The 19,994-nt window shown below is 69.2% G+C and carries 12 protein-coding genes; 7 read left to right on the top strand and 5 right to left on the bottom strand.

Translation table 11 applies throughout. The features are described 5' to 3' along the window. Window positions 1-104 precede the first annotated feature (104 nt). Window positions 105-1,133: an alcohol dehydrogenase catalytic domain-containing protein gene (locus tag HCK04_RS34670; RefSeq protein ID WP_142651583.1), complete on the top strand. Its 1,029-nt coding sequence runs from the start codon at window positions 105-107 to the stop codon at window positions 1,131-1,133. Next, entirely contained in the window at window positions 1,130-1,915 is a 786-nt protein-coding gene (locus tag HCK04_RS34665) for an SDR family oxidoreductase (RefSeq protein ID WP_142651582.1), read from the top strand. The genes HCK04_RS34670 and HCK04_RS34665 overlap by 4 nt, the downstream gene beginning before the upstream one ends. A gap of 79 nt (window positions 1,916-1,994) precedes the next feature. On the opposite strand, the gene HCK04_RS34660 is transcribed toward HCK04_RS34665, so the two are convergent. Next, on the bottom strand, window positions 1,995-3,971 hold the full coding sequence (locus tag HCK04_RS34660; protein WP_205831090.1) for a right-handed parallel beta-helix repeat-containing protein: 1,977 nt from the start codon (window positions 3,969-3,971) through the stop codon (window positions 1,995-1,997). 108 nt (window positions 3,972-4,079) lie between these two features. Between HCK04_RS34660 and HCK04_RS34655 the strand changes: the two genes are divergently transcribed. Further along, window positions 4,080-5,105 (top strand): sugar kinase, encoded by a 1,026-nt coding sequence (locus HCK04_RS34655; protein WP_168066513.1) that lies wholly within the window; start codon window positions 4,080-4,082, stop codon window positions 5,103-5,105. Between the two features lie 6 nt (window positions 5,106-5,111). Here HCK04_RS34655 and HCK04_RS34650 read toward each other — a convergent pair whose 3' ends face one another. From HCK04_RS34650 to HCK04_RS44465, 3 genes are all read right to left on the bottom strand, one after another. Then, window positions 5,112-6,914, bottom strand: a complete 1,803-nt coding sequence (locus HCK04_RS34650; RefSeq protein WP_142651579.1) for a lectin — start codon at window positions 6,912-6,914, stop codon at window positions 5,112-5,114. A 115-nt stretch (window positions 6,915-7,029) separates the two neighbouring features. Beyond that, window positions 7,030-9,900 (bottom strand): lectin, encoded by a 2,871-nt coding sequence (locus tag HCK04_RS34645; RefSeq protein WP_142651578.1) that lies wholly within the window; start codon window positions 9,898-9,900, stop codon window positions 7,030-7,032. Window positions 9,901-10,087: 187 nt separating this feature from the next. Further along, window positions 10,088-12,520 carry an RICIN domain-containing protein gene (locus HCK04_RS44465; RefSeq protein WP_260617517.1) on the bottom strand — a complete coding sequence of 811 codons (2,433 nt, stop codon included), beginning with the start codon at window positions 12,518-12,520 and terminating at the stop codon, window positions 10,088-10,090. A gap of 432 nt (window positions 12,521-12,952) precedes the next feature. Here HCK04_RS44465 and HCK04_RS34635 point away from each other — a divergent pair, with 432 nt between their 5' ends. The 4 genes from HCK04_RS34635 (at window position 12,953) to HCK04_RS43080 (ending at window position 19,799) form a co-directional block, all read left to right on the top strand. After that, a complete protein-coding gene (locus tag HCK04_RS34635) occupies window positions 12,953-13,693 on the top strand; it encodes an FCD domain-containing protein (protein ID WP_142651577.1) in 741 nt (246 codons plus the stop codon). A 649-nt stretch (window positions 13,694-14,342) separates the two neighbouring features. Next, on the top strand, window positions 14,343-15,872 hold the full coding sequence (locus HCK04_RS34630; RefSeq protein ID WP_142651576.1) for an arabinofuranosidase catalytic domain-containing protein: 1,530 nt from the start codon (window positions 14,343-14,345) through the stop codon (window positions 15,870-15,872). 29 nt (window positions 15,873-15,901) lie between these two features. Then, window positions 15,902-17,290, top strand: coding sequence for a lectin (locus HCK04_RS34625; protein ID WP_142651575.1), 1,389 nt, complete (start codon window positions 15,902-15,904; stop codon window positions 17,288-17,290). Window positions 17,291-17,417: 127 nt separating this feature from the next. Further along, complete coding sequence (locus tag HCK04_RS43080; protein ID WP_260617516.1) at window positions 17,418-19,799, top strand: ricin-type beta-trefoil lectin domain protein; 2,382 nt, start codon at window positions 17,418-17,420, stop codon at window positions 19,797-19,799. A 64-nt stretch (window positions 19,800-19,863) separates the two neighbouring features. On the opposite strand, the gene HCK04_RS34615 is transcribed toward HCK04_RS43080, so the two are convergent. Beyond that, window positions 19,864-19,989, bottom strand: a complete 126-nt coding sequence (locus tag HCK04_RS34615; protein WP_240972097.1) for a cellulose binding domain-containing protein — start codon at window positions 19,987-19,989, stop codon at window positions 19,864-19,866. Window positions 19,990-19,994 lie beyond the last annotated feature (5 nt).

Genomic DNA, 19,994 nt, shown 5'->3' with positions numbered 1-19,994 from the left:
ATAAAAGTAACGGCATACGTATGATGTGCGCAAGGGTCGCCGCGGCCGGCGCCGGATCGGCGCCGGATCAGTGCGGTGCGGTGCGAAGGAGAGTGAGAACTCCCATGAAGGGTGCAGCTTATGTGGGCGGAGGCCGTCTGGAGACCGTCTCCGTGGACGTCGGGCCGCCGGGTCCCGGAGAACTTCAGATCGCCGTCGCCTACTGCGGACTGTGCGGGACCGATCTCCACATCGTGCACGGCGCCATGGACGCTCGCGTGCGCACGCCCCTCGTGTTCGGCCACGAGACGTCGGGCACCGTGGCGGCGGTCGGCGAGGGCGTGGAGGGCTGGAAGGTCGGCGACCCGCTGACCGTCATGCCGCTGGTCTGGGACGGCACCTGCGCGGCCTGCCTCGCAGGTCATCAGCACATCTGCCAGAACCTCGTGTTCGTCGGCATCGACTCCCCCGGAGGGCTGCAACAGCGGTGGAATGTGCCGGCGTCGATCGCCGTGCCGCTTCCCGCCGGCCTCGACCTGCGTACGGCGGCGCTCGTCGAGCCCGTCGCCGTCGCGGTGCACGACGTGCGGCGCTCCGGCCTCCAGGTCGGCGACCACGCGGTCGTGCTCGGCGGCGGTCCCATCGGCGTGCTCATCGCCACCGTCGCGCGCGACGCCGGCGCCCATGTCATGGTCGCCGAGGTGGACGCCTCCCGCCGGAGCCGCGTCGCCGAGCTCGGGTTCGAGGTGATCGACCCGACCTCGGCCGACCTGGCCGCCGAGGTCGGGCGCTGGACGAACGACGTCGGCGCCGATGTGGTGTTCGAGGTGTCGGGGGCGGCCGCCGCGGCCCGCTCCGCCACCGCGCTGGCGAAGGTGCGCGGGACGATCGTCGTGGTGGCCATCCACTCCGCCCCTCGCGAGCTGGACCTGCAGCGTGTGTTCTGGCGCGAGCTGCGGCTGCTGGGCGCCCGGGTGTACCAGCGATCGGACTTCGAGCGCGCCGTCGACCTGCTCGGCAGGGGCGTGATCCCCACGGAGGCCCTCATCTCCGGCGTCGTCCCGATCGAGGAGGTCGCCTCCGCGATCGACGACCTCTCGGCGGGCCGGGCGATGAAGATCCTCGTGGACGTCGCGGGGGAGGCCCGGGCATGAGCGAGCGGAGCGAGCGAACGGGTGGACACGCCGGACTGTTCGACCTGCACGGCCGTCTCGCCGTCGTGACCGGCGCCCGGCGGGGCATCGGCCGTGCCATGGCGGAGGCACTCGCCGCCGCCGGCGCGGACATCATCGGCGTGAGCGCGCAGTCGCGGCCCGACGACGAGGTCGCCGAGTCGATCCGCGCGCTCGGCCGGTCGTTCGAGAGCCGGGCGGTCGACTTCGCGGATCGTGACGCCGTCCTGGCGCTCGGCGCCGAACTCGCGGAACGGGCTCCCGACATCCTCGTCAACAACGCGGGCACGATCGAACGCGCGCCCGCCGCGGAGCATCCGCTCTCGTGGTGGGATCGGGTCATCGAGATCGACCTGTCGAGCCAGTTCGCCCTCACGCAGCTCGTCGCGCGCCCGATGCTGGAGCGCGGCTACGGAAAGATCGTGTTCACGGCGAGCATGCTGAGCTTCCAGGGCGGCATCAACGTGCCCGGATACACCGCCGCGAAGTCGGGGCTCGCGGGCCTCACCAAGGCTCTCGCCAACGAGTGGGCCGGGCGGGGCGTGAACGTCAACGCCATCGCGCCGGGCTACATCGCGACCGACAACACGGCGGCGCTCCGCGACGACCCCGAGCGGTCGCGGTCGATCCTGGAGCGGATCCCGGCCGGACGCTGGGGCCGCGGCGACGACCTCGCGGGAGCGGTGGTCTTCCTGAGCTCGGCGGCGTCCGACTATGTCTCCGGCGCCATCATCCCCGTGGACGGCGGATGGCTGGCGCGATGACGCGCTCGCCCGCGTAGGGCCCGCCCCAATAGAGAGGCGGGGAAGCCGTACGGCTTCCCCGCCTTCTGCCGTCCGGGAACTACTTGGTGACCCCCGGGAAGGTCCGCAGGGCGGGCTCGAGGCCGGCCTGCTCGATCACCCGCCGGGCCTCGGCGGGCCAGTCCGTGCCCGAGACCTGGACGTTGTCGATCAGCCGGTTGTTGTGCACGTCGGTGTCCGGCGTCTGCGTGATGCCCGAGTTGTACCAGTTGTTCTGCAGCACGTTGTCACTGGTGTTGTTGATCGTCCCGTAGGAGTTCGTGAACACCCAGACGCCGCAGTCCTGGATCACGTTGTTCTTCATCGTCACGTAGCGGGAGCCCTCGTCCAGGTAGAGGCCCACCGTCCGGTTGGTGTCGTAGACGTAGTTGCCGCTGAACACGGCGCCGGGGTTGGCCGACAGGTTGTACAGGCTGCCGCCGTCGTGGAAGACCTTCTTCACCCCGTGGATCAGGTTGCCGGTCACCTCGGTGTTCCTGAGGGTCGTCGGCGTGGTGTAGATCGGCTGGTACGCGTACAGGCCCCGGTTCTTGTAGTCCTGGCTGCCGCCCGCGTCGTTCGCGCCCCAGCCCCAGCCGGTGTCGATCCCGTCGTACGCGAGGTTGGAGACCTCGTTGTGCGCGATCACGGCGTGGTCCACGTAGGTGGTGAGGATGCCCGACATCTCCTTGTAGTCCTTCGCGACGTCGGTCACGAAGTTGTTGTCGATCGTGATGTCGCGCAGGGTCATCGCCGGGTCGCTCGGGTGGTGGGCGTCCGGCTGCACGCCGCCCGCGACGACCCCCGCGCCACCGAGATCGGTGAACAGGTTGTGGTGCACGGTCGCCTCGGTGACCCCGAGCCCGATCCCGGCTCCGTTCGCGTTGGCGTCCAGGCCGAGGCCCAGGCCCACCTGCCCGAGGTGGGCGAAGGTGTTGTCGGTGAACTTCACCCGGGTGGCCGCGGCCACCTGGACCGCCGCCGGCATCTGGTTCCAGCCGTTGCGCGCGCCCTCGAACAACGGGCAGCCCGACTGGCAGCTGCTCAGGTAGTCCGCGGGCTGCGGGTAGGCCTTCGGGATGAAGGCGCCGTTCTGCTGGTCGGCGTAGCCGATCGGCGAGCCGGGCGACAGCCAGGTCGAGTGCGAGAACTGGATGCCCGAGAAGGTCAGGTCGTGCACCGGCTTCGCGTAGCCGCCCGCGATCTGCACGAGCGACTCGAGGTAGGGGAGCACGAACGACGCGCCGTTCGGGTCCTCACCGGCGGCGGCGCGGTAGTAGAGCTTGCCGGCGGCCGGGTCCAGATACCACTGGCCCTCCTGCAGGAACGCGTAGGAGTTCTCGAGCAGCAACTGGCCCCCCGCGAACGGGCGCGCCAGCGTGTCGTATCCCCAGTTGTTGTTCTGCCATGCGGGCTGCTGCATGGTGACGGTCGTCCCGCTGATGCTCTGCACGGGGGCGTACCGGTCGGTGAAGGAGCCCTGGCTCTCCACCTCGATGCGGCTCTGGTCCGGCAGCGTCGCGAGGTAGTTCAGCGCGGGATTCTTGATCTCCATGCCGGATTCGGTGATCGTCACGTCGCTGCGGTTGATCTTGATGGCCGCGCGCGGCACCGCGGCGTCGTTCTTGTAGAGCTGCCGGCTGTCCTGCCCCTTGGGCACCGAGGCGACGAAGATGTTCTTGCCCGCGTCGTACGGCGTCCAGCCGGTCACGGCCCGGCCGCCCGAGATGATCGGGTGCGCGCCCTTCGCGGCGGTCCAGGTCACCGGCTTGGCGCTGGTTCCCGAGTCGTCCGCGGTGAAACGCAGCGGCTCGTCGAGCCGGTAGGTCCCGTCCCTCAGCTCGACCGTCACGGCGCTTCCGGCCCGCGCCGACGCGCGTGCCATGGCCTGCGCCGCGGTCAGGGTGCGCAGCGGCTTGCCCGGCGTGCCCTGGTTGTGATCATCCCCGTCCGGGGAGACGACGATGGTGGTGCGGCCGGGGTGGGGCGGCACGGCGAGCGCCGGCGCGGCGCCCCAGACGACGATGCCGGCGGTCACGACGGAGACGCTTCCGATGAGGGAGGCCAAATGGCGGTGTTTCACTTGTCTCGGGCTCCCTTGGTGCATGTGATGTAACACATAATAGGTATGATGAAACCCGCGATCATGGACGTTCGTCAAGAGGGGTGGTTCTCGGGCATGCGCGAACAACGGAGCGAAGGCCCCGTTAGCGGCGAACGCGTCCAGGTATCCACGCTGGGTGAGGCCATGGTGCGGCTGTCGCCCCCGGCAGGCGAGCGGCTGCGCGACTCCGGCTGGTTGCGGGTGCACGTCGGCGGCGCCGAGGCGAACGTCGCCGTCGCCCTGGCGTCGGTCGGCGTGTCCGCGCGCTGGACGGGGGCGCTGCCCGACTCGGTGCTCGGGCGCCGGGTCGCGGATTCGCTGTCGAGCGCCGGGGTCGTCCTCGACACCGTGCGGTGGACGGCGGGCGAGCGCCTCGGACTCTACTTCGCCGAGATCGGCTCCCCGCCCCGCCCGACGAGCGTCCTCTATGACAGGGCCGGCACCGTGTTCGGTTCGCTCCGCGCCGATGATCTCGACTGGGCCACCGTGTGCGAGGCCCGGATCATTCACCTCACCGGCATCACCGCCGCTCTCGCGCCGGGATCGGACGAGCTCGTGCTGCGCGCGGCGCGCGAGGGACACGAGCACGGCGCCCTGGTCGTCTACGACGTCAACTATCGATCGGCGCTGTCCTCGCCGGAGGCGGCCGCCGCGTTCGCCGCCGAAGTGGCACCCCACGTCGGCCTGCTGCTCTGCCGGGCCGAGGACGCGCGCGATCTCTTCGGCCTGACCGGCGATCCCGCGACGCTGGCGAACGAGCTGGCGAACAGGCTCGCGGTCGGCCGCGTCGTGGTGACGGCCGGGGCCGACGGCGCCGTCGCCCACTGGGACGGCGAGTCCTTCGCGGCCCCCGCACTGCCCACCGTCGCGGTCGACCGGATCGGCGCCGGGGACGCCTTCGCGGCCGGCGTGCTGTGGGGCGTGCTCGATGATTCCCCCGAGGACGCGCTCCGCCGGGGAACGGCGATGGCCTCCCTGGCCATGAGCGTCCAGGGAGACCAGTGCCGCTTCAGCGCGGAGGAGGTGCTTGAGCTCGCCCGGGGCACCGGGCGGGAGGTCCGCCGGTGATCCCGGTCAGACCCGGTTCCACTTCTGGTTGTTCTGTCCGTTGCACGTCCAGATCTGCACCTTGGTGCCGTTCGCCGTGCCGGCGCCGGACACATCCAGGCACTTGTTGGCGCCGACGGCCGTGATGGAGCCGTCGGAGTTGAGCCGCCACTTCTGGTTGTTCTGGCCGTTGCAGTCCCAGATGATCACGCTGGTGCCGTTCGCCGTGGCCGCGCCGTTGACGTCGAGGCACTTGTTGCCGTAGACGCGCAGCTCACCGGCGCTGGTGGAGGTCCACTTCTGGTTGTTCTGGCCGTTGCAGTCCCAGATCTGCACCGCGGCGCCGTTCGCCTGCGAGGCGCCGTTGACGTCCAGGCACCGCCCCGACGCCACACCTCTCAGCGCGCTCGTGCCCGCCGAAGGCGAAGGAGAAGGCGACGGGGAGGGGGAGGGAGAGGGGGACGGGGATGCGCCGGCGAGTTCCTTGATCCGGATGTTGCGGAACGACACCGTGTTGCCCGCCCCGTGGTTCTGGATGCCGATGTAGCCCTGCTGGAGCGAGCGGGCCGGATCGGTGTTGGTGAAATCGTTGATCTTGGTGCCGTTGAGGAACACCTGCAGCCGCTCACCCTCCACCAGCAGCTCGAACGTGTTCCACTGACCGGGCGGGTTCAGCGCCGCGTCGCGCGCGGTGATGTCCGCCGACTGGACCCCGTAGATCGCTCCCGTGGTCTTGTCCGCGGTGTCGGTCGCGTCGATCTGCACCTCATATCCGGTTTCGAGCGCCGTGTTCGGGTCGTTCGTGGGCGGGAACCCGACGATCACCCCCGAGTTGGAGTCGCCGGTCATCCTCCAGTCGAGCTTGAGGGAGTAGGAGTGGAACTCCTTGGCGCCGTAGTACAGCATCCCCATGCCGCCCTGGGAGGTCAGCGTGGCGTCGCTGTTGGTGAACGACCCCGGCCCGACCTGCGACCAGCCCGTCGTGGACCCGTTGTACAGCGCCGTGTACCCGGTCTCCGGGCGGCAGTCGGCGTTGACGGCCTTGGCCGCGTACCGGATCCCGCCCAGCAGCAGGGTGCGGAAGTTCGAGTCGGCGTACGACTCCTGGGTGTGTCCCAGCCCGGTGTAGAAGGCCCGGCCGGAGGACTGTGGGTGGCACCAGGTGATCGGGTGATCACCCATGCCGCCGCCGCTGTAGCTGCTCTCGTCCAGGCTCTGCAGCACCCGGACGTTCGGGCGGGGGTTGGAGCGGAAGCTGTACCACTCGTCCGTGCGCGACCAGGTCGTGCCCAGGTGAGAGGTAGCGGCGTGCGCCCGGTCCTCGTTCCGCACGGTGGCCTGCTGGATCGCCGGGTGGTTGTTGAACCAGGCCCCCATCAGCTGCCCGTAGTACGGCCAGCCGTACTCGGTGTCGGCGGCCGCGTGGACCCCCACGTAACCGCCTCCGCCGTCCACGTACGCCTGGAAGGCGGCCTGCTGACTGTCGTTCAGCACGTCACCGGTGGTGCTGAGGAACACCACCGCCTTGTACTGGGCGAGGTTGGACGTGGTGAAGGCGTTCGCGTCCTCGGTGGCGTCGACGGCGAAGTCGTTGGCGGCCCCCAGATCGCGGATGGTCTGGATGCCCTGGGGGATCGAGTCGTGCCGGAACGCCGCCGTCTTGGAGAACACCAGCACCTTGAAGGCGGCGGCGTGGGCGGGGATGGCGGGGGTCATCGCCGCGGCGGCGGCGAGCGCCACCGCGGTCACCGACAGGCGTCGCAGCACGGATGTCTTCCGGTCGCTCCCCGCGATGCGCCCGAGCGCGGCGGGGGTCAGATGTCGCAGCATGGCTGTCCTTCCGTCGCCGCCCGGCGCTGCCCCTTTCGACGATGAAAGAGGCATCGCGCCGGGCGGTCGCATCAATGGGTGACCGGCCTGGGGCCGGGGGTGGTGCCGGGTGGACTCAGACGCGGGTCCATTTCTGGTTGTTCTGGCCGTTGCAGGTCCAGATGATGACCTTGCTGCCGTTGGCGGTGGCGCCGCCGTTGACGTCGAGGCACTTGTTGGCGCCGACGGCGGTGATGGAGCCGTCGGAGTTGAGCCGCCACTTCTGGTTGTTCTGGCCGTTGCAGTCCCAGATGATCACGCTGGTGCCGTCGGCCGTGGCCGCGCCGTTGACGTCGAGGCACTTGTTGCCGTAGACGCGCAGCTCACCGGCACTGGTGGAGGTCCACTGCTGGTTGGACTGCCCGTTGCAGTCCCAGACCTGTGCCAGCGCGCCGTTCGCCTGTGAGGCGCCGTTGACGTCCAGGCACCGCCCCGACGCCACGCCCTTGAGCGCGCTCGTGCTCCCCGACGGCGACGACGGAGAGGGGGAGGGAGACGGGGACGGAGACGGGGAGGACGACGTGCCGGTGCCGAAGGTGAAGGCGTCCAGATCGAACAGGTAACCCTGTCCTGTCGGGCCGCGGAAAACCAGGTAGAGCGTCGTCGTGCCGGACGGCACGTTGCCGAGGTTCGCCGAGACGTCGGTGAAGGTCTCCCAGCTGCCGGTGCTCGCGACGTTCGCCGTGCCCAGCAGCGTGCCCGTGACCGAGCCCGCCCGCACCTCGATCCGGCCGCCCGCACCGGCCGAGGAGACCCGGGCGGTGATCCTCGTCGCGCCGGCCAGGTTGTAGGGCTGGAAGGAGATCCAGTCGCCGTCGTCGGTGAAGCCGACCGTCTTGCCGCCCTCGGCGGCGGTGTGATCGGCTGTCTGGACACCCTGCTGCGCGGCGAAGTGCTCGGCCTGCCGGTGGCGCGGCTGGAGCGTACGGAGACTGGTGGAGGTCAGGCCGTCCTCGTCGGTGTAGGAGGCCTCGAAGACGCCGAAGATGTTGGCCGCCGAGTCGTGCTCGCCGTCCACCGGCACATTCAGCGAGCCGCTGCAGCCGCTCTTGGAGGTGATCTGGTGTGCGTGGCTGTCGTGACCGAGGAAGTAGGTGACGGTCACCTTCGAGCAGTCGATCGTGCCGTCCTCCGGGTCGCTCACGGTGACCTGGAAGGGCACGGTGTCTCCGAAGGAGAACAACTGCCCGTCGGCCGGGGTGGTCAGCGTCACCGTCGGGGCGGTGTTGCCGACGGTCACGATCACACTCGCGCTTCCGGTCAGCCCCTGCGGATCGCGGACGGTGAGGGTGGCGGTGTAGGTGCCGTTCGTCGTGTAGGTCTTGCTCGGGTTGGCGGCCGTGGAGGTCGTGCCGTCGCCGAAGCTCCACGAGTACGACAGCGTGCCGCCCTCGGGGTCGGAGCTGCCCGCGGAGGAGAAGTTCACGGTCAGCGGAGCCTGTCCCGAGGTCTTGTCGGCGGCGGCCTTGGCGATCGGGTTGCGGTTGGCCTTGCCGATGTACTCGATCCGGTACAGCGCCTGGTTGTTGTTTCCGGTGCCGTAGTCGAGCACGTACAGGGCGCCGTCGGGCCCGAACGCCATGTCCATCACCTGGGTGCCGCTCCACGGGAACGCGGAGATCTCCCCGTAGTTCCCGTCGCTCTTGACCTCGATGGCCTTGATCCAGCGGCGGCCGTACTCACCGGCGAAGAAGCGCCCGTCCAGCACCTGGGGGAACTTGACGGCCGAGTTCAGGTTCGGGTCGTAACGGTAGACCGGACCGCCCATCGGCGACTCGGAGCCGCTGCCGAACTCCGGTGGCGAGCCCGAGTCACCGGCGTACTTGATCCACGCCGGCTTGGCCGCCGGCAGCGTGGTCAGCCCGGTGTTGCGGAAGGAGTTGTTGGTCGGGCCACCCGCGCAGTTGTACTTCGGCCCGCTGCTGTTGGAGGCGAAGTCCCACTCGTTGTACGTCTCGCTCGTGGTGTTCGTGCCGGTGCAGTACGGCCAGCCGTAGAAGCCCGGGGCGGTGACGCGGTCGAACTCCACCTGGCCGCTCGGCCCTCGGCTGCTGTTGGTCACTCCCGCGTCGGGACCGTAGTCGCCCAGGTAGACGATGCCGGTCGCCTTGTCCACGCTCATCCGGAACGGGTTGCGGAAGCCCATCGCGTAGATCTCCGGGCGGGTGTTCGCCGTGCCCGGCGGGAACATGTTGCCGCTGGGGATCGTGTAGCTGCCGTCCGGCTGCGGCTTGATCCGCAGGAGCTTGCCGCGCAGGTCGTTGGAGTTGGCCGCCGTGCGCTGGGCGTCGTACTGCGGGTTGCGGTTGGTCCGCTCGTCGAGCGGGGAGTAGCCGCTCGACTCGAACGGGTTGCTGTCGTCGCCGGTCGTCAGATAAAGGTTGCCGGCGGCGTCGAAGTCGATGTCGCCGCCCACGTGACAGCACATCCCGCGGTCGTTCGGCACCTCCAGCACGACCTTCTCGCTGCTCATGTCGAGCGTGTCGTCGGACTTCAGGGTGAAGCGGGACAGGTTCAGGTGTCCCTTCCACTGGTCGAACTGCGACTGCGAACCGGTGCTGGGCGCGTCACCGCTCGGCGTGTTCAGCCGCGGCGAGTAGTAGAGCCAGACATAGCGGTTCGACGCGAAGTTCGGGTCGACCGCGACACCTTGAAGGCCCTCCTCGTCATGGGTGTAGACGCTGAGCCTGCCGGCCACCTTGGTGTTGCCGTTGACATCGGTGACGCGCACCGTGCCGTCACGGGCCGTGTGGATGACCGACCGGTTCGGCATCACGGCCAGCGACATCGCCTCACCCAGCTCGGAGCCGCCCGAGGCGAGCGACACCTGCTGGTAGTCGGAGGCGGGGATGGTCAGAGCGTCCGCCGGGGAGGCCGTGATCGCGAGGGCTCCTGGGGTGATCAGCGCCATCGTGGTCAGCATCGTGAGCCACGGACGTCGGGACATCGGTTTCCTTTCTCACAGGTCGATCGGTCAGGGCAGCAGCGCGCGCCGCCGCGCTGCTGCCGGGTCTTCGCGGGGTTTCTGCCGGGTTTCTGCCGGGATTTTTCGCCGAGGCGTCACGTGCGGCCGTCGCGGGACGAGGGATCACCCCGGCGACGGCACGTGCCCGGACGGTGTCAGGCTGGGGGTGTCAGACGCGGGTCCATTTCTGGTTGTTCTGGCCGTTGCAGGTCCAGATGATGACCTTGCTGCCGTTGGCGGTGCCGTTGTTGTAGACGTCGAGGCACTTGTTCGCGCCGACGGCGGTGATGGAGCCGTCGGAGTTGAACCGCCACTTCTGGTTGTTCTGGCCGTTGCAGTCCCAGATGATCACGCTGGTGCCGTCGGCCGTGCCCGCGCCGTTGACGTCCAGGCACTTGTTGCCGTAGACGCGCAGCTCACCGGCGCTGGTGGAGGTCCACTGCTGGTTGGACTGCCCGTTGCAGTCCCAGACCTGCACCGCCGCGCCGTTGGCCTGCGACACCCCGGTGACGTCCAGGCACCGCCCCGACCCCACGCCCCTGAGCGCGCTCGTGCTCCCCGACGGCGACGACGGAGACGGAGAGGGCGTCGACGTGCCGTTCCCGGGTCCGGCGGAGGCGATCACGGACTGAGCACCCGACGGCCACTGACCGTTGGCGACGGTCACGTTGTTGCCGACGACGTTGCCGCGGTCACCGTTGGTGATGTTGGTGCTGCCGTTCGTCGACCAGTTGCCCGTGACGGTGAAGTTGCCCATGTTCTCGCCACCCCAGTAGTTGGCGGTGGCCCAGGTGCCGGTGTTCGAGAAGACGTTGTTCCTGACGGTGTAGTACTTGGAGCCTTCGTCGAAGTAGAGCCCGAACCAGCCGTTGGTCCGCAGGCAGTAGTTGTCGCTGATCAGCGCGTTCGGGTTCCACGACAGTGTGTAGATGCATCCGCCGTCGGTCATCTGCTGCATGACGTCGTGCACGTAGTTGCCGACGAGCCGGTTGCCCGACGCGGTCGTGGCGGTGGTGTAGCGCGGCTGGTAGTCGTACAGACCCCGGTTGGCGTACTGTGTGCTGCCGCCCGGCTCGTTGGCGCCCCACCCGTAGCCGATCGACATGCCGGTGTAGGGCATGTTGTAGACCTCGTTGTGGGACACGTCGGTGGTGGTGACGTACGTGGTCAGGACCGAGACGACGCCCCGGTAGTCCAGCCCGAGGTCGTGGATGCGGTTGTCGGTGATGGTGATGTCGCGGTTGACCATCCGCTGGTCACTGGGATGGTGGGCGTCGGCGCGCACGCCCCCGACCACGATGCCGCCGGCCGAGCTGCGGGCGATCTCGGACCGGGTGACCGTGATGTCACGGGCGCCCAGGCCGACGCCGCTGGCGTGCGCGTTGGCGTCGTTGCCGATGCCCACCGCCGTCTGGCCCAGGTTGAGGAACCGCGAGTCGGTGAAGGTGATGTGGTCGGCCGCCGACACCTGCACCGCCGCGGGCATCTGATACCAGTTCGGCCTGGTGGCCTCGAACTGCCGGCAGCCCTCCTGGCAGGAGTTCGGCAGGTCGCCCGGCCAGTTCCAGTTGCCCGCGATGTAGGCGCCGGTCTGCTGGTCGGCGAAGCCCTGGTTGCCGCTGGGGCCCAGCCAGCTGGTGCCGCTGAAGGTGATGCCGCTGAACGTGATGTGGTGCGCCGGCGCGTCGTAGGTGCCGCCGACGTTCACCAGCGACTGCAGCACCGGCAGCTCCACGCTGGTGCTGCTCATGTTCTGCCCGGAGAGCGGGATGTAGGAGAGCACACCGGTCGTGGGGTCGATGTACCACTCACCCGGCGAGTCGAGGAACTCGTAGGCGTTCTCGATGTAGAGCGGGCCCGCCCGGTGCGGGCTGGTGAACACGTCGTAGCCGAAGATGTTGTTGTTCCAGCCGGGCTGCTGCATCGTGATGAAGTTGCCGCCGATGCTCTGCACCCGCACGTATCGGTCGGTGAACGAACCGATGCTCTCCAGCTCGACCCGGTTCTGCCTGGCCAGGTTGTTCAGGTAGCTCAGCGTGCCGTTGCCGAACCTCAGCCCCGAGCCGGTGGCGGTGAAGTCCGACCGGTTCACCTGGGTGCGGGCACGCGTGGCGAGGGCGCCGTCGACGTACAGCTGCCGGGTGTCGATCCCGGTGCCGACGTTGGCCTGCCAGATGTTCTTCGCCTGGTCGGCGAGCGTCCAGCCGGTGACCGCCCGGGCGCCGCTGATGACGGGATGCGCCGACGGGGCCGCCTGCCATATGACCTGATATCCGTTGGTGCCGGAGTCGGCGGCGGTCAGCCGCAGTGGCGCGGAGAGCCGGTAGACCCCGTCGGCGAGCTGAACGACGATGTCTCCCGACATGGAGCCGTTGCGCGACCGCACCGCCGTCTGCGCGCCCGGCAGCGAGCACGGCTGTGCGGACGAACAGGTGCTGCCGGTGCCCGAGGGCGAGACGTAGAGGGTCGTGGTGGCGGCGCGGGCCGCGGTGGCCGGCGCGACCATGGTCATCGCCATGGTCAGCGCCGCGATGACGAGGACGGCCAGAAGCGGTCTCGACACCGCGACCGGTGGGGACGGATGCTCGATCCGATCGGTCACGTGCTTCTCCATGGGGGCGGCCTCACCCGGCACCACGAGGGATCGGGGTGGAGCGAGGCGATGGAAGCCGACGTGGCCGACCACGGTGCGGAGGCATGCGGCGCGCCTCCACACACCCGCCGTGTGGTACAGCCGCAGGGCCCGGAAGAAGGGTTCCTCCGGGTGCTCAGCTTCCAATTACGGTTGCGGCACCGAGACCCGTCAAGACCTTGAGCACACTTATTTTCCTGGCCGGCATGCACGCGTCATCTCGCCGTAATGCCGATAACCGTGCTGACCAGTGCGAACGCATATCGCCATGGCCGCACGAACTAAACGTTTCAGGTGAAACGCCAGAATGTTTCGTACTCATCGGCACGCCATCCCCGGCGGCCGGCGGGCGTCGGCACGTGCGGAGTCATACTTTTGCTGAGATCGCGAGGAAGGAGCACCGTGACCGACACCCCGCGTGAGGGCGGCTATCGGCCCGGCTACGAGGTTGCGGCCGAGCAGGTGCTGGAGCTCATCGCCCGGCTGGGCCTGCGTCCGGGCGACCGCATGCCGACCGAGAACGACCTGGCCAGGCAGCTGGGAACCAGCCGCACCGTCGTCCGCGAGGCGGTGAAGATCCTCTCCGCGCTGGGCCGGGTGCGCGCGCAGAAGGGCCGCGGCCTCTACGTGGCCGACGACGAGGGGATGCTCGGCGCCGGTCGGTTCGCGTCGTTCTTCCTCCCCACCGACCTGGACCACGTCTACATGCTGTTCGAGTTCCGGCGGGCGCAGGAGATGGAGACCAGCCGGCTGGCCGCCCGCCGCGCCGCCCCCGCGGAGCTGCGGGCCATCGAGGACGCGGCCGCCGTCTGCCGCCGAGGGTTCGAGACCGGACGCGAGGACCTGTTCAACGAGGGCGACGACGCCTTCCACTCCGCCATCGCCACGGCCTCGCACAACATGTTCCTGCAGATCGCGGTGCGGGAGGCCCGCCGGCTACAGGCCCAGTCGGCGATCATCGGGCTGCGCGGTTCGGTGGGCGGGCACGCGGCGAAGGCCGTCGAGGAACACGAGGCCATCCACCAGGCCATCCGCGCCGGTGATCCCGAGGCGGCGGCCCACGCCGCCGCCGCGCACATCGACGCCACGCTGGACGACTATCGCAAGGAGATCCAGCAGCGCCTGTTCTCCCCGGCCGGCTGAGACCATCCTGTGTGAACTGCTGAGGCGAATCGTTTCGACGCAGACGGCCCACCCGGGGCGCGGGGCGGGCGGCGGATGACGGCCGGTGAATCTTTCATGCGCGCGGGCCGGCGGGAGATCGCGAGCGTGCCCTGCTGTGAGCACGGGGAAGGGGCCGCAGGTGCTCACCCTGGCCTGAATCGCGGGAAACGGGGCTCTTGACAGGCATCGGACGGTCGTATTTGCTTCGCAGCATCCCGCCACCCCCCAATCCGCCGGCAGGAAGGATCGACGCTCTGGCGATTTGTTAGCGCTAACACGGCGCGTGCCCAGTGCCAGGAGGCAGCAGGGGCCGAGTTTCCGGAGAGCTCCGGAAAGTTCCGGCACCCCGGCCGAGGCGAATCGGTTCGTGGACCCCTGACCCCTCCTCGCGTACATGCGCCTTCGCGCGGATCGGGTCCGCGACCAGGACCCGGGATCGTCTCGGTCTCCCACGCCACGGGCATGGCCGTTCTCACAGTCGCCCGTCGGCGACCCATCGCATGGGACACGACCGCCTTTCGCCGGCTCCGGCGAGTCCGCCCGGATTCAGCACGTGGCTGTCTTCGCCATGCCTTCTCGCCGGTCTTTCCCCAAGGCCGCTGTGCCTTCCCCCCAAGGAGTGAAAGCAATGCGTTCTTCGTCCGTTGACCCATCGGGCCGTACGGCTCGCGGGCGTCGCTCACCGGCGGCCGTCGCGGCCTGCCTCGTCGCAGCGCTCGCGGCCCTCCTCGCCACCGCCCTGGCCTGGTCGGCGCCGGCGTCGGCAGCGACGGCGCCGCTGGTCGGCGCACAGTCGGGGCGCTGCCTCGACGTGGCGGGCAACACCGACGCGCTGGGCACGAGCCTGCAGATCTGGGACTGCAACGGCCAGGCCAACCAGGCGTTCGAGTTCACCTCGGCGGGTGAGCTGCGGACGTTCGGCGGCACGCGGTGCGTGGACGCGTACGGCCAGGGAACGTCGCCGGGCACGAAGGTGATCATCTGGTCGTGCAACGGTCAGAACAACCAGAAGTGGCGGCAGAACTCCGACGGGTCGATCAGCGGCGTGCAGTCGGGGCTGTGCCTCGACGTGGACCACGCCGGCACCGCCAACGGCACCGCCGTCATCCTGTGGACCTGCAACGGGCAGAGCAACCAGAAGTGGTCGGCCGCCGGAGGCGGGCCCACCACCTCGCCGAGCCCGCCGCCGCCCGGCTCGCGCCCGTGCGACATCTACGCCTCCGGGGGCACGCCGTGCGTGGCCGCGCACAGCACGACCCGCGCCCTGTACGCGAACTACAGCGGCAACCTCTACCAGGTGCGGCGCTCCTCCGACAACGCGACCAGGAACATCGGCGTGCTGACCACGGGCGGCACCGCCGACGCCGCGGCGCAGGACTCCTTCTGCGCCGGCACCACCTGCGTCATCACTGTCGTGTACGACCAGTCCGGGCGCGGCAACGACCTGTGGTATCAGGGGTCGAGCGTGGTGCCCGGCTCGCCGCAGAGCAAGCCCGCGATCGCCACCACCGAGTCGCTGTCGGTGGGCGGCAACAAGGCCTACTCCCTCTACATCAACCCCGGTAACAGCTATTGGCGTGACGGTCACCTGACCGGCGTGCCGACCGGGACCGCGCCCGAGGGCATGTACATGGTGACCAGCGGCACCCACGTCAACAGCGGCTGCTGCTTCGACTACGGCAACAGCGAGACGACCAGGAAGGCCGACGCCGCCGGGGCGATGGACGCCATCTACTTCGGCACGAGCTGCTGGTTCGGCGGCTGCTCCGGCTCCGGTCCCTGGGTGCAGGCCGACCTCGAATGGGGGCTCTACCCCGGTGGCAGCCAGTCGTGGAACCCCAACCAGCGGGCGTTCACCAGCAAGTTCGTCACCGCGACGCTGAAGAACAACGGAACGTCGCGCTTCGCCATCAAGGGCAGCAACGCGCAGTCCGGCAGCCTCTACACCCTCTATGACGGCGCGCTTCCCCCGGGCTACAGCCCCATGAAGAAGCAGGGCGCGATCGTCCTGGGCAGCGGCGGCGACTGCTGCAAGCCCGACGGCGGCGCCAACCTCAGCGCCGGGACCTTCTACGAGGGCGCGATGGTCTCCGGCTATCCCTCCGACGCGACCGAGAACGCCGTGCAGGCCGACATCGTCGCCGCCGGCTACCGCTGACCCCGCCCGCGAAAAGGGAGTTGAGCACGTTGAACCGAAAATCCTTCTTCGCCGCCATCGCGGCGGCGGCGCTCGTCGCCCTGGGAACGGCGGGTGCGGCGCTCGCCGGAACCACGCCGCCCACGCACAGCAGCGCGGTCGCCGCGGCCGCCGCCGGGACCGCCGGATGCGGCAAGGCCCCGGCACTGGCGAGCGGCACGCACTCGATCGCGAGCGGCGGCCAGAATCGCAGCTACATCCTGCGGGTGCCCTCCGGTTACGACAGCAACCATCCCTACCGTCTGGTCTTCGGGTTCCACTGGAACGGCGGCACCGCCAACGACGTCGACTCGGGCGGGACCGACGGGTACAACTGGTCGTACTACGGGCTCAGGCGCCTCGCGGACGCCGAGAACAACAGCACGATCTTCGTCGCGCCGCAGGGCAACAACAACGGCTGGGCCAACCCCAACGGCCAGGACCTGACCTTCGTCGACGACATGCTCCGGCAGATCGAAGCCGGCCTGTGCGTCGACACCGACCAGATCTTCTCCACGGGCTTCAGCTACGGCGGCGGCATGAGCTACGCGCTCGCCTGCGCCCGGGCGACGGTCTTCCGCGCGGTCGTGGTCTACTCCGGCGCCCAGCTCAGCGGGTGCGACGGCGGCACCCAGCCCATCGCGTACATGGGAGTGCACGGCATCGGCGACCCGGTGCTCAACATCTCGCAGGGGCGAGGGCTGCGCGACAGGTTCGTCAGGAACAACGGCTGCACCGCACAGAATCCGCCCGAGCCGGGGTCGGGCAGCCGGAGCCACATCGTCACCGCCTATTCGGGGTGCCGGTCCGGCTATCCGGTCGTCTGGGCGGCGTTCGACGGGGGCCACACCCCGGGTCCGATAGACGGGTGCTCCTGTGAGGGCTGGCGGACCTGGACCTCGGCCGAGGCATGGAAGTTCCTGACGCAGTTCCAGACGACCCCGCCGACGTCACCTTCTCCGTCTCCGCCGACGTCACCTTCTCCGTCTCCGTCTCCGTCGTCGCCGTCGGGGAGCACGAGCGCGCTCAGGGGCGTGGGGTCGGGGCGGTGCCTGGACGTCACCGGGGTGTCACAGGCCAACGGCGCGGCGGTGCAGGTCTGGGACTGCAACGGGCAGTCCAACCAGCAGTGGACCTCCACCAGCGCCGGTGAGCTGCGCGTCTATGGCAACAAGTGCCTGGACGTCAACGGCGCGGGCACGGCCGACGGCACCAGCGTGATCATCTGGGACTGCAACGGCCAGAACAACCAGAAGTGGCGGTTCAACTCCGACGGCTCCATCACCGCCGTCGGCGCCAACAAGTGCCTCGACGTCTACAACAACGGCACCGCCAACGGCAGCAAGGTCATCATCTGGACCTGCAACGGCCAGAACAACCAGAAATGGACCCGTGTCTGAGCGGGAGGACCAGCAGAACGACGCGTGACGGGGTGACCGGTCCGCCTGCTCCCGGGCGGCCGGTCGCCCTGTTCGATCTCGCCCTACCCCCTTCGAAAGGACCCCGATGAGTCGGCGAAGAGCAAGCGTGGCGCGCGTCGCCATGAGTGTGGCGGTCGCGCTCCTGTCCGTCGCGATGTCCCTGGTGGCCGTGACGCCGGCGCACGCGGCGGTCGGAATCACGATCAACGGTGGTTCCGGCGGCCGCACCTTCGACGGTGTCGGCGCGATCAGCGGCGGCGGAGGCAACAGCCGCCTGCTGATCGACTACCCCGAGCCGCAGCGGTCGCAGATCCTGGACTACCTGTTCAAGCCCGGGTACGGCGCGTCGATGCAGATCCTGAAGGTCGAGATCGGCGGCGACACCAACTCCACCGACGGCGCCGAGCCGAGCCACCGGCACACCTCCGGCGACCTGAACTGCGACCGCGGCTACGAATGGTGGCTGATGGAGCAGGCCAAGGCCCGCAACCCCGGCATCAAGCTGGCGGGTCTCGCCTGGGGCGCCCCGGGCTGGCTCGGCAACGGCAACTTCTGGTCCCAGGACACCATCAACTACCTGGTCGACTGGCTGGGCTGTGCGAAGAACAGCCACGGGCTGACCATCGACTACCTGGGCGGCTGGAACGAGAAGGGCCGCGATCTGAACTGGTACGTCAACCTCAACGCGGCCCTGGACTCCCGCGGCTTCGGCAACGTGAAGATCGTCGCATCCGACGACTGGGGGTTCGGCGTCGCCGACGACGCGGCGAACAACGCCGCCTTCCGCAACGCGGTGGACGTGTTCGGGTCGCACTACGTCTGCGGTTACCGCGGACCACAGTCGAGCTGTCCCAGCTCCACCACCGCGATCAACTCCGGGAAGGTGCTGTGGGCCAGTGAGAACGGCTCCGACGACTACAACGACGGGGCCAAGGCGATGGCCAGGGGCATCAACCGGGACTACATCGACGGGAAGATGACCGCATACATCAACTGGCCGGTCATGGCCGCCATCACTCCGAACCTGCCCTTCGCCACGATGGGCGTGGCGGTGGCGCCGCAGCCGTGGTCCGGTTACTACGCCATCGGCAAGAGCACCTGGGTGATGGCCCACACCACGCAGTTCACCGCTCCCGGCTGGAAGTATCTGGACTCTTCCAGCGGCTACATCGGCGGCAACCGCAACAACGGCAGCTACGTGTCGCTGAGGTCGCCCAGCGGGTCCGACTACAGCACGATCATCGAGACGATGGACGCCACCAGCGCCCAGACGCTGAACTTCACCGTGACCGGCGGGCTGTCCACCGGGCAGGTGCACGTGTGGGCGACCAACCTCAACTCGGGCAACTCCGCCGACCACTTCGTCCACGCCGCCGACGTCAACCCGTCCAACGGCGCCTTCTCGCTGACGGTCCAGCCGGGGTACGTCTACTCGATCACCACCACGACGGGTCAGGGCAAGGGCACCGCCACCAGTCCCTCCCGGGGCTCGATGGCCCTGCCGTACGCCGACGACTTCGACTCCTACGCGGTGGGGCGTGAGGCGAAGTACCTGATGGACATGCAGGGCTCGTTCGAGATCGTGGGCTGCGGCGGCGGCCGCTCCGGCCGATGCGTGCGCCAGATGGCCCCGCGCCAGCCGATCCTCTGGACCGGCGGTTCCCACCCGTACGCCCTGCTGGGCGATCTGGGCTGGAGCAACTACACGGTCACGGCGGACGTGCTGCTGGAGCAGAGCGGCTACGTGGAGCTGATCGGCCGGGCGGGCGCCCAGCACGCCTTCGGCCCCGAGGGACTGAACGCCTACTACCTAAGGGTGACCGACGGCGGCGCCTGGCAGATCATCCGCAACAACGTCGACAACGCGATGACGACGATCCGCAGCGGAAGCGTCGCCGCCCTCGGCACCGGCCGCTGGCACACCCTGGCCCTGGGCTTGTCCGGCGGCACGATCACCGCGAGCATCGACGGGACGCAGGTGGCCACGGTCACCGACGGCACCTGGGGCGCCGGCCAGATCGGCGTGGGCACCAGCACCACCGAGACCGCCCAGTTCGACAACCTGTCCATCACCCCGGGCCCGGGCGGCGGCACGCCGGGCAACGGCACCGCGCTGCGCGGTCTGGCCAGCGGCCGGTGCGTGGACGTGCCCAACCAGTCGCACACCAACGGCACCCAGGTGGCGCTGTGGGACTGCAACGGCGGGGCGAACCAGCAGTGGATCCACACCTCCGGCAAGCAGCTCCAGGTGTACGGCGACAAGTGCCTGGACGCCTCCGGCCAGGGGACGAGCAACGGCACCCAGGTCGTCATCTGGGACTGCAACGGCGGGGCCAACCAGCAGTGGAACATCAACGCCGACGGCACCGTCACCGGTGTGCAGTCCGGGCTGTGCCTGGACGCCTACAGCGCCGGAACGGCCAACGGCACGAAGATCGTCCTGTGGGCCTGCAACGGCGGAAGCAACCAGCAGTGGAGCCGCAACTGAGTTGACGGCCGCCCTGGCGGTGCACGGGAGATGCGCGGCCCGGAAGTCCGGGCCGCGCATCGACCTAGGCGACCGTGCAGGGGTTTCCGTTGAGAGTGAACGCGGTGGGCTTGCCGGCGTTGCCGGTGTGGGTGGCCTGGAAGCCGATCTCGGTGGTGGAGCCGGGCGCGATCGTGCCGTTGTAGCTCATGTTCC

This window comes from Microbispora sp. CL1-1, from assembly GCF_012034195.1.
In the GTDB taxonomy this organism is placed as follows: Bacteria; Actinomycetota; Actinomycetes; order Streptosporangiales; family Streptosporangiaceae; genus Microbispora.
The sequence above is the reverse complement of the archived record's forward strand: the minus strand, read 5'-3'. Positions and strand labels throughout refer to the sequence as shown.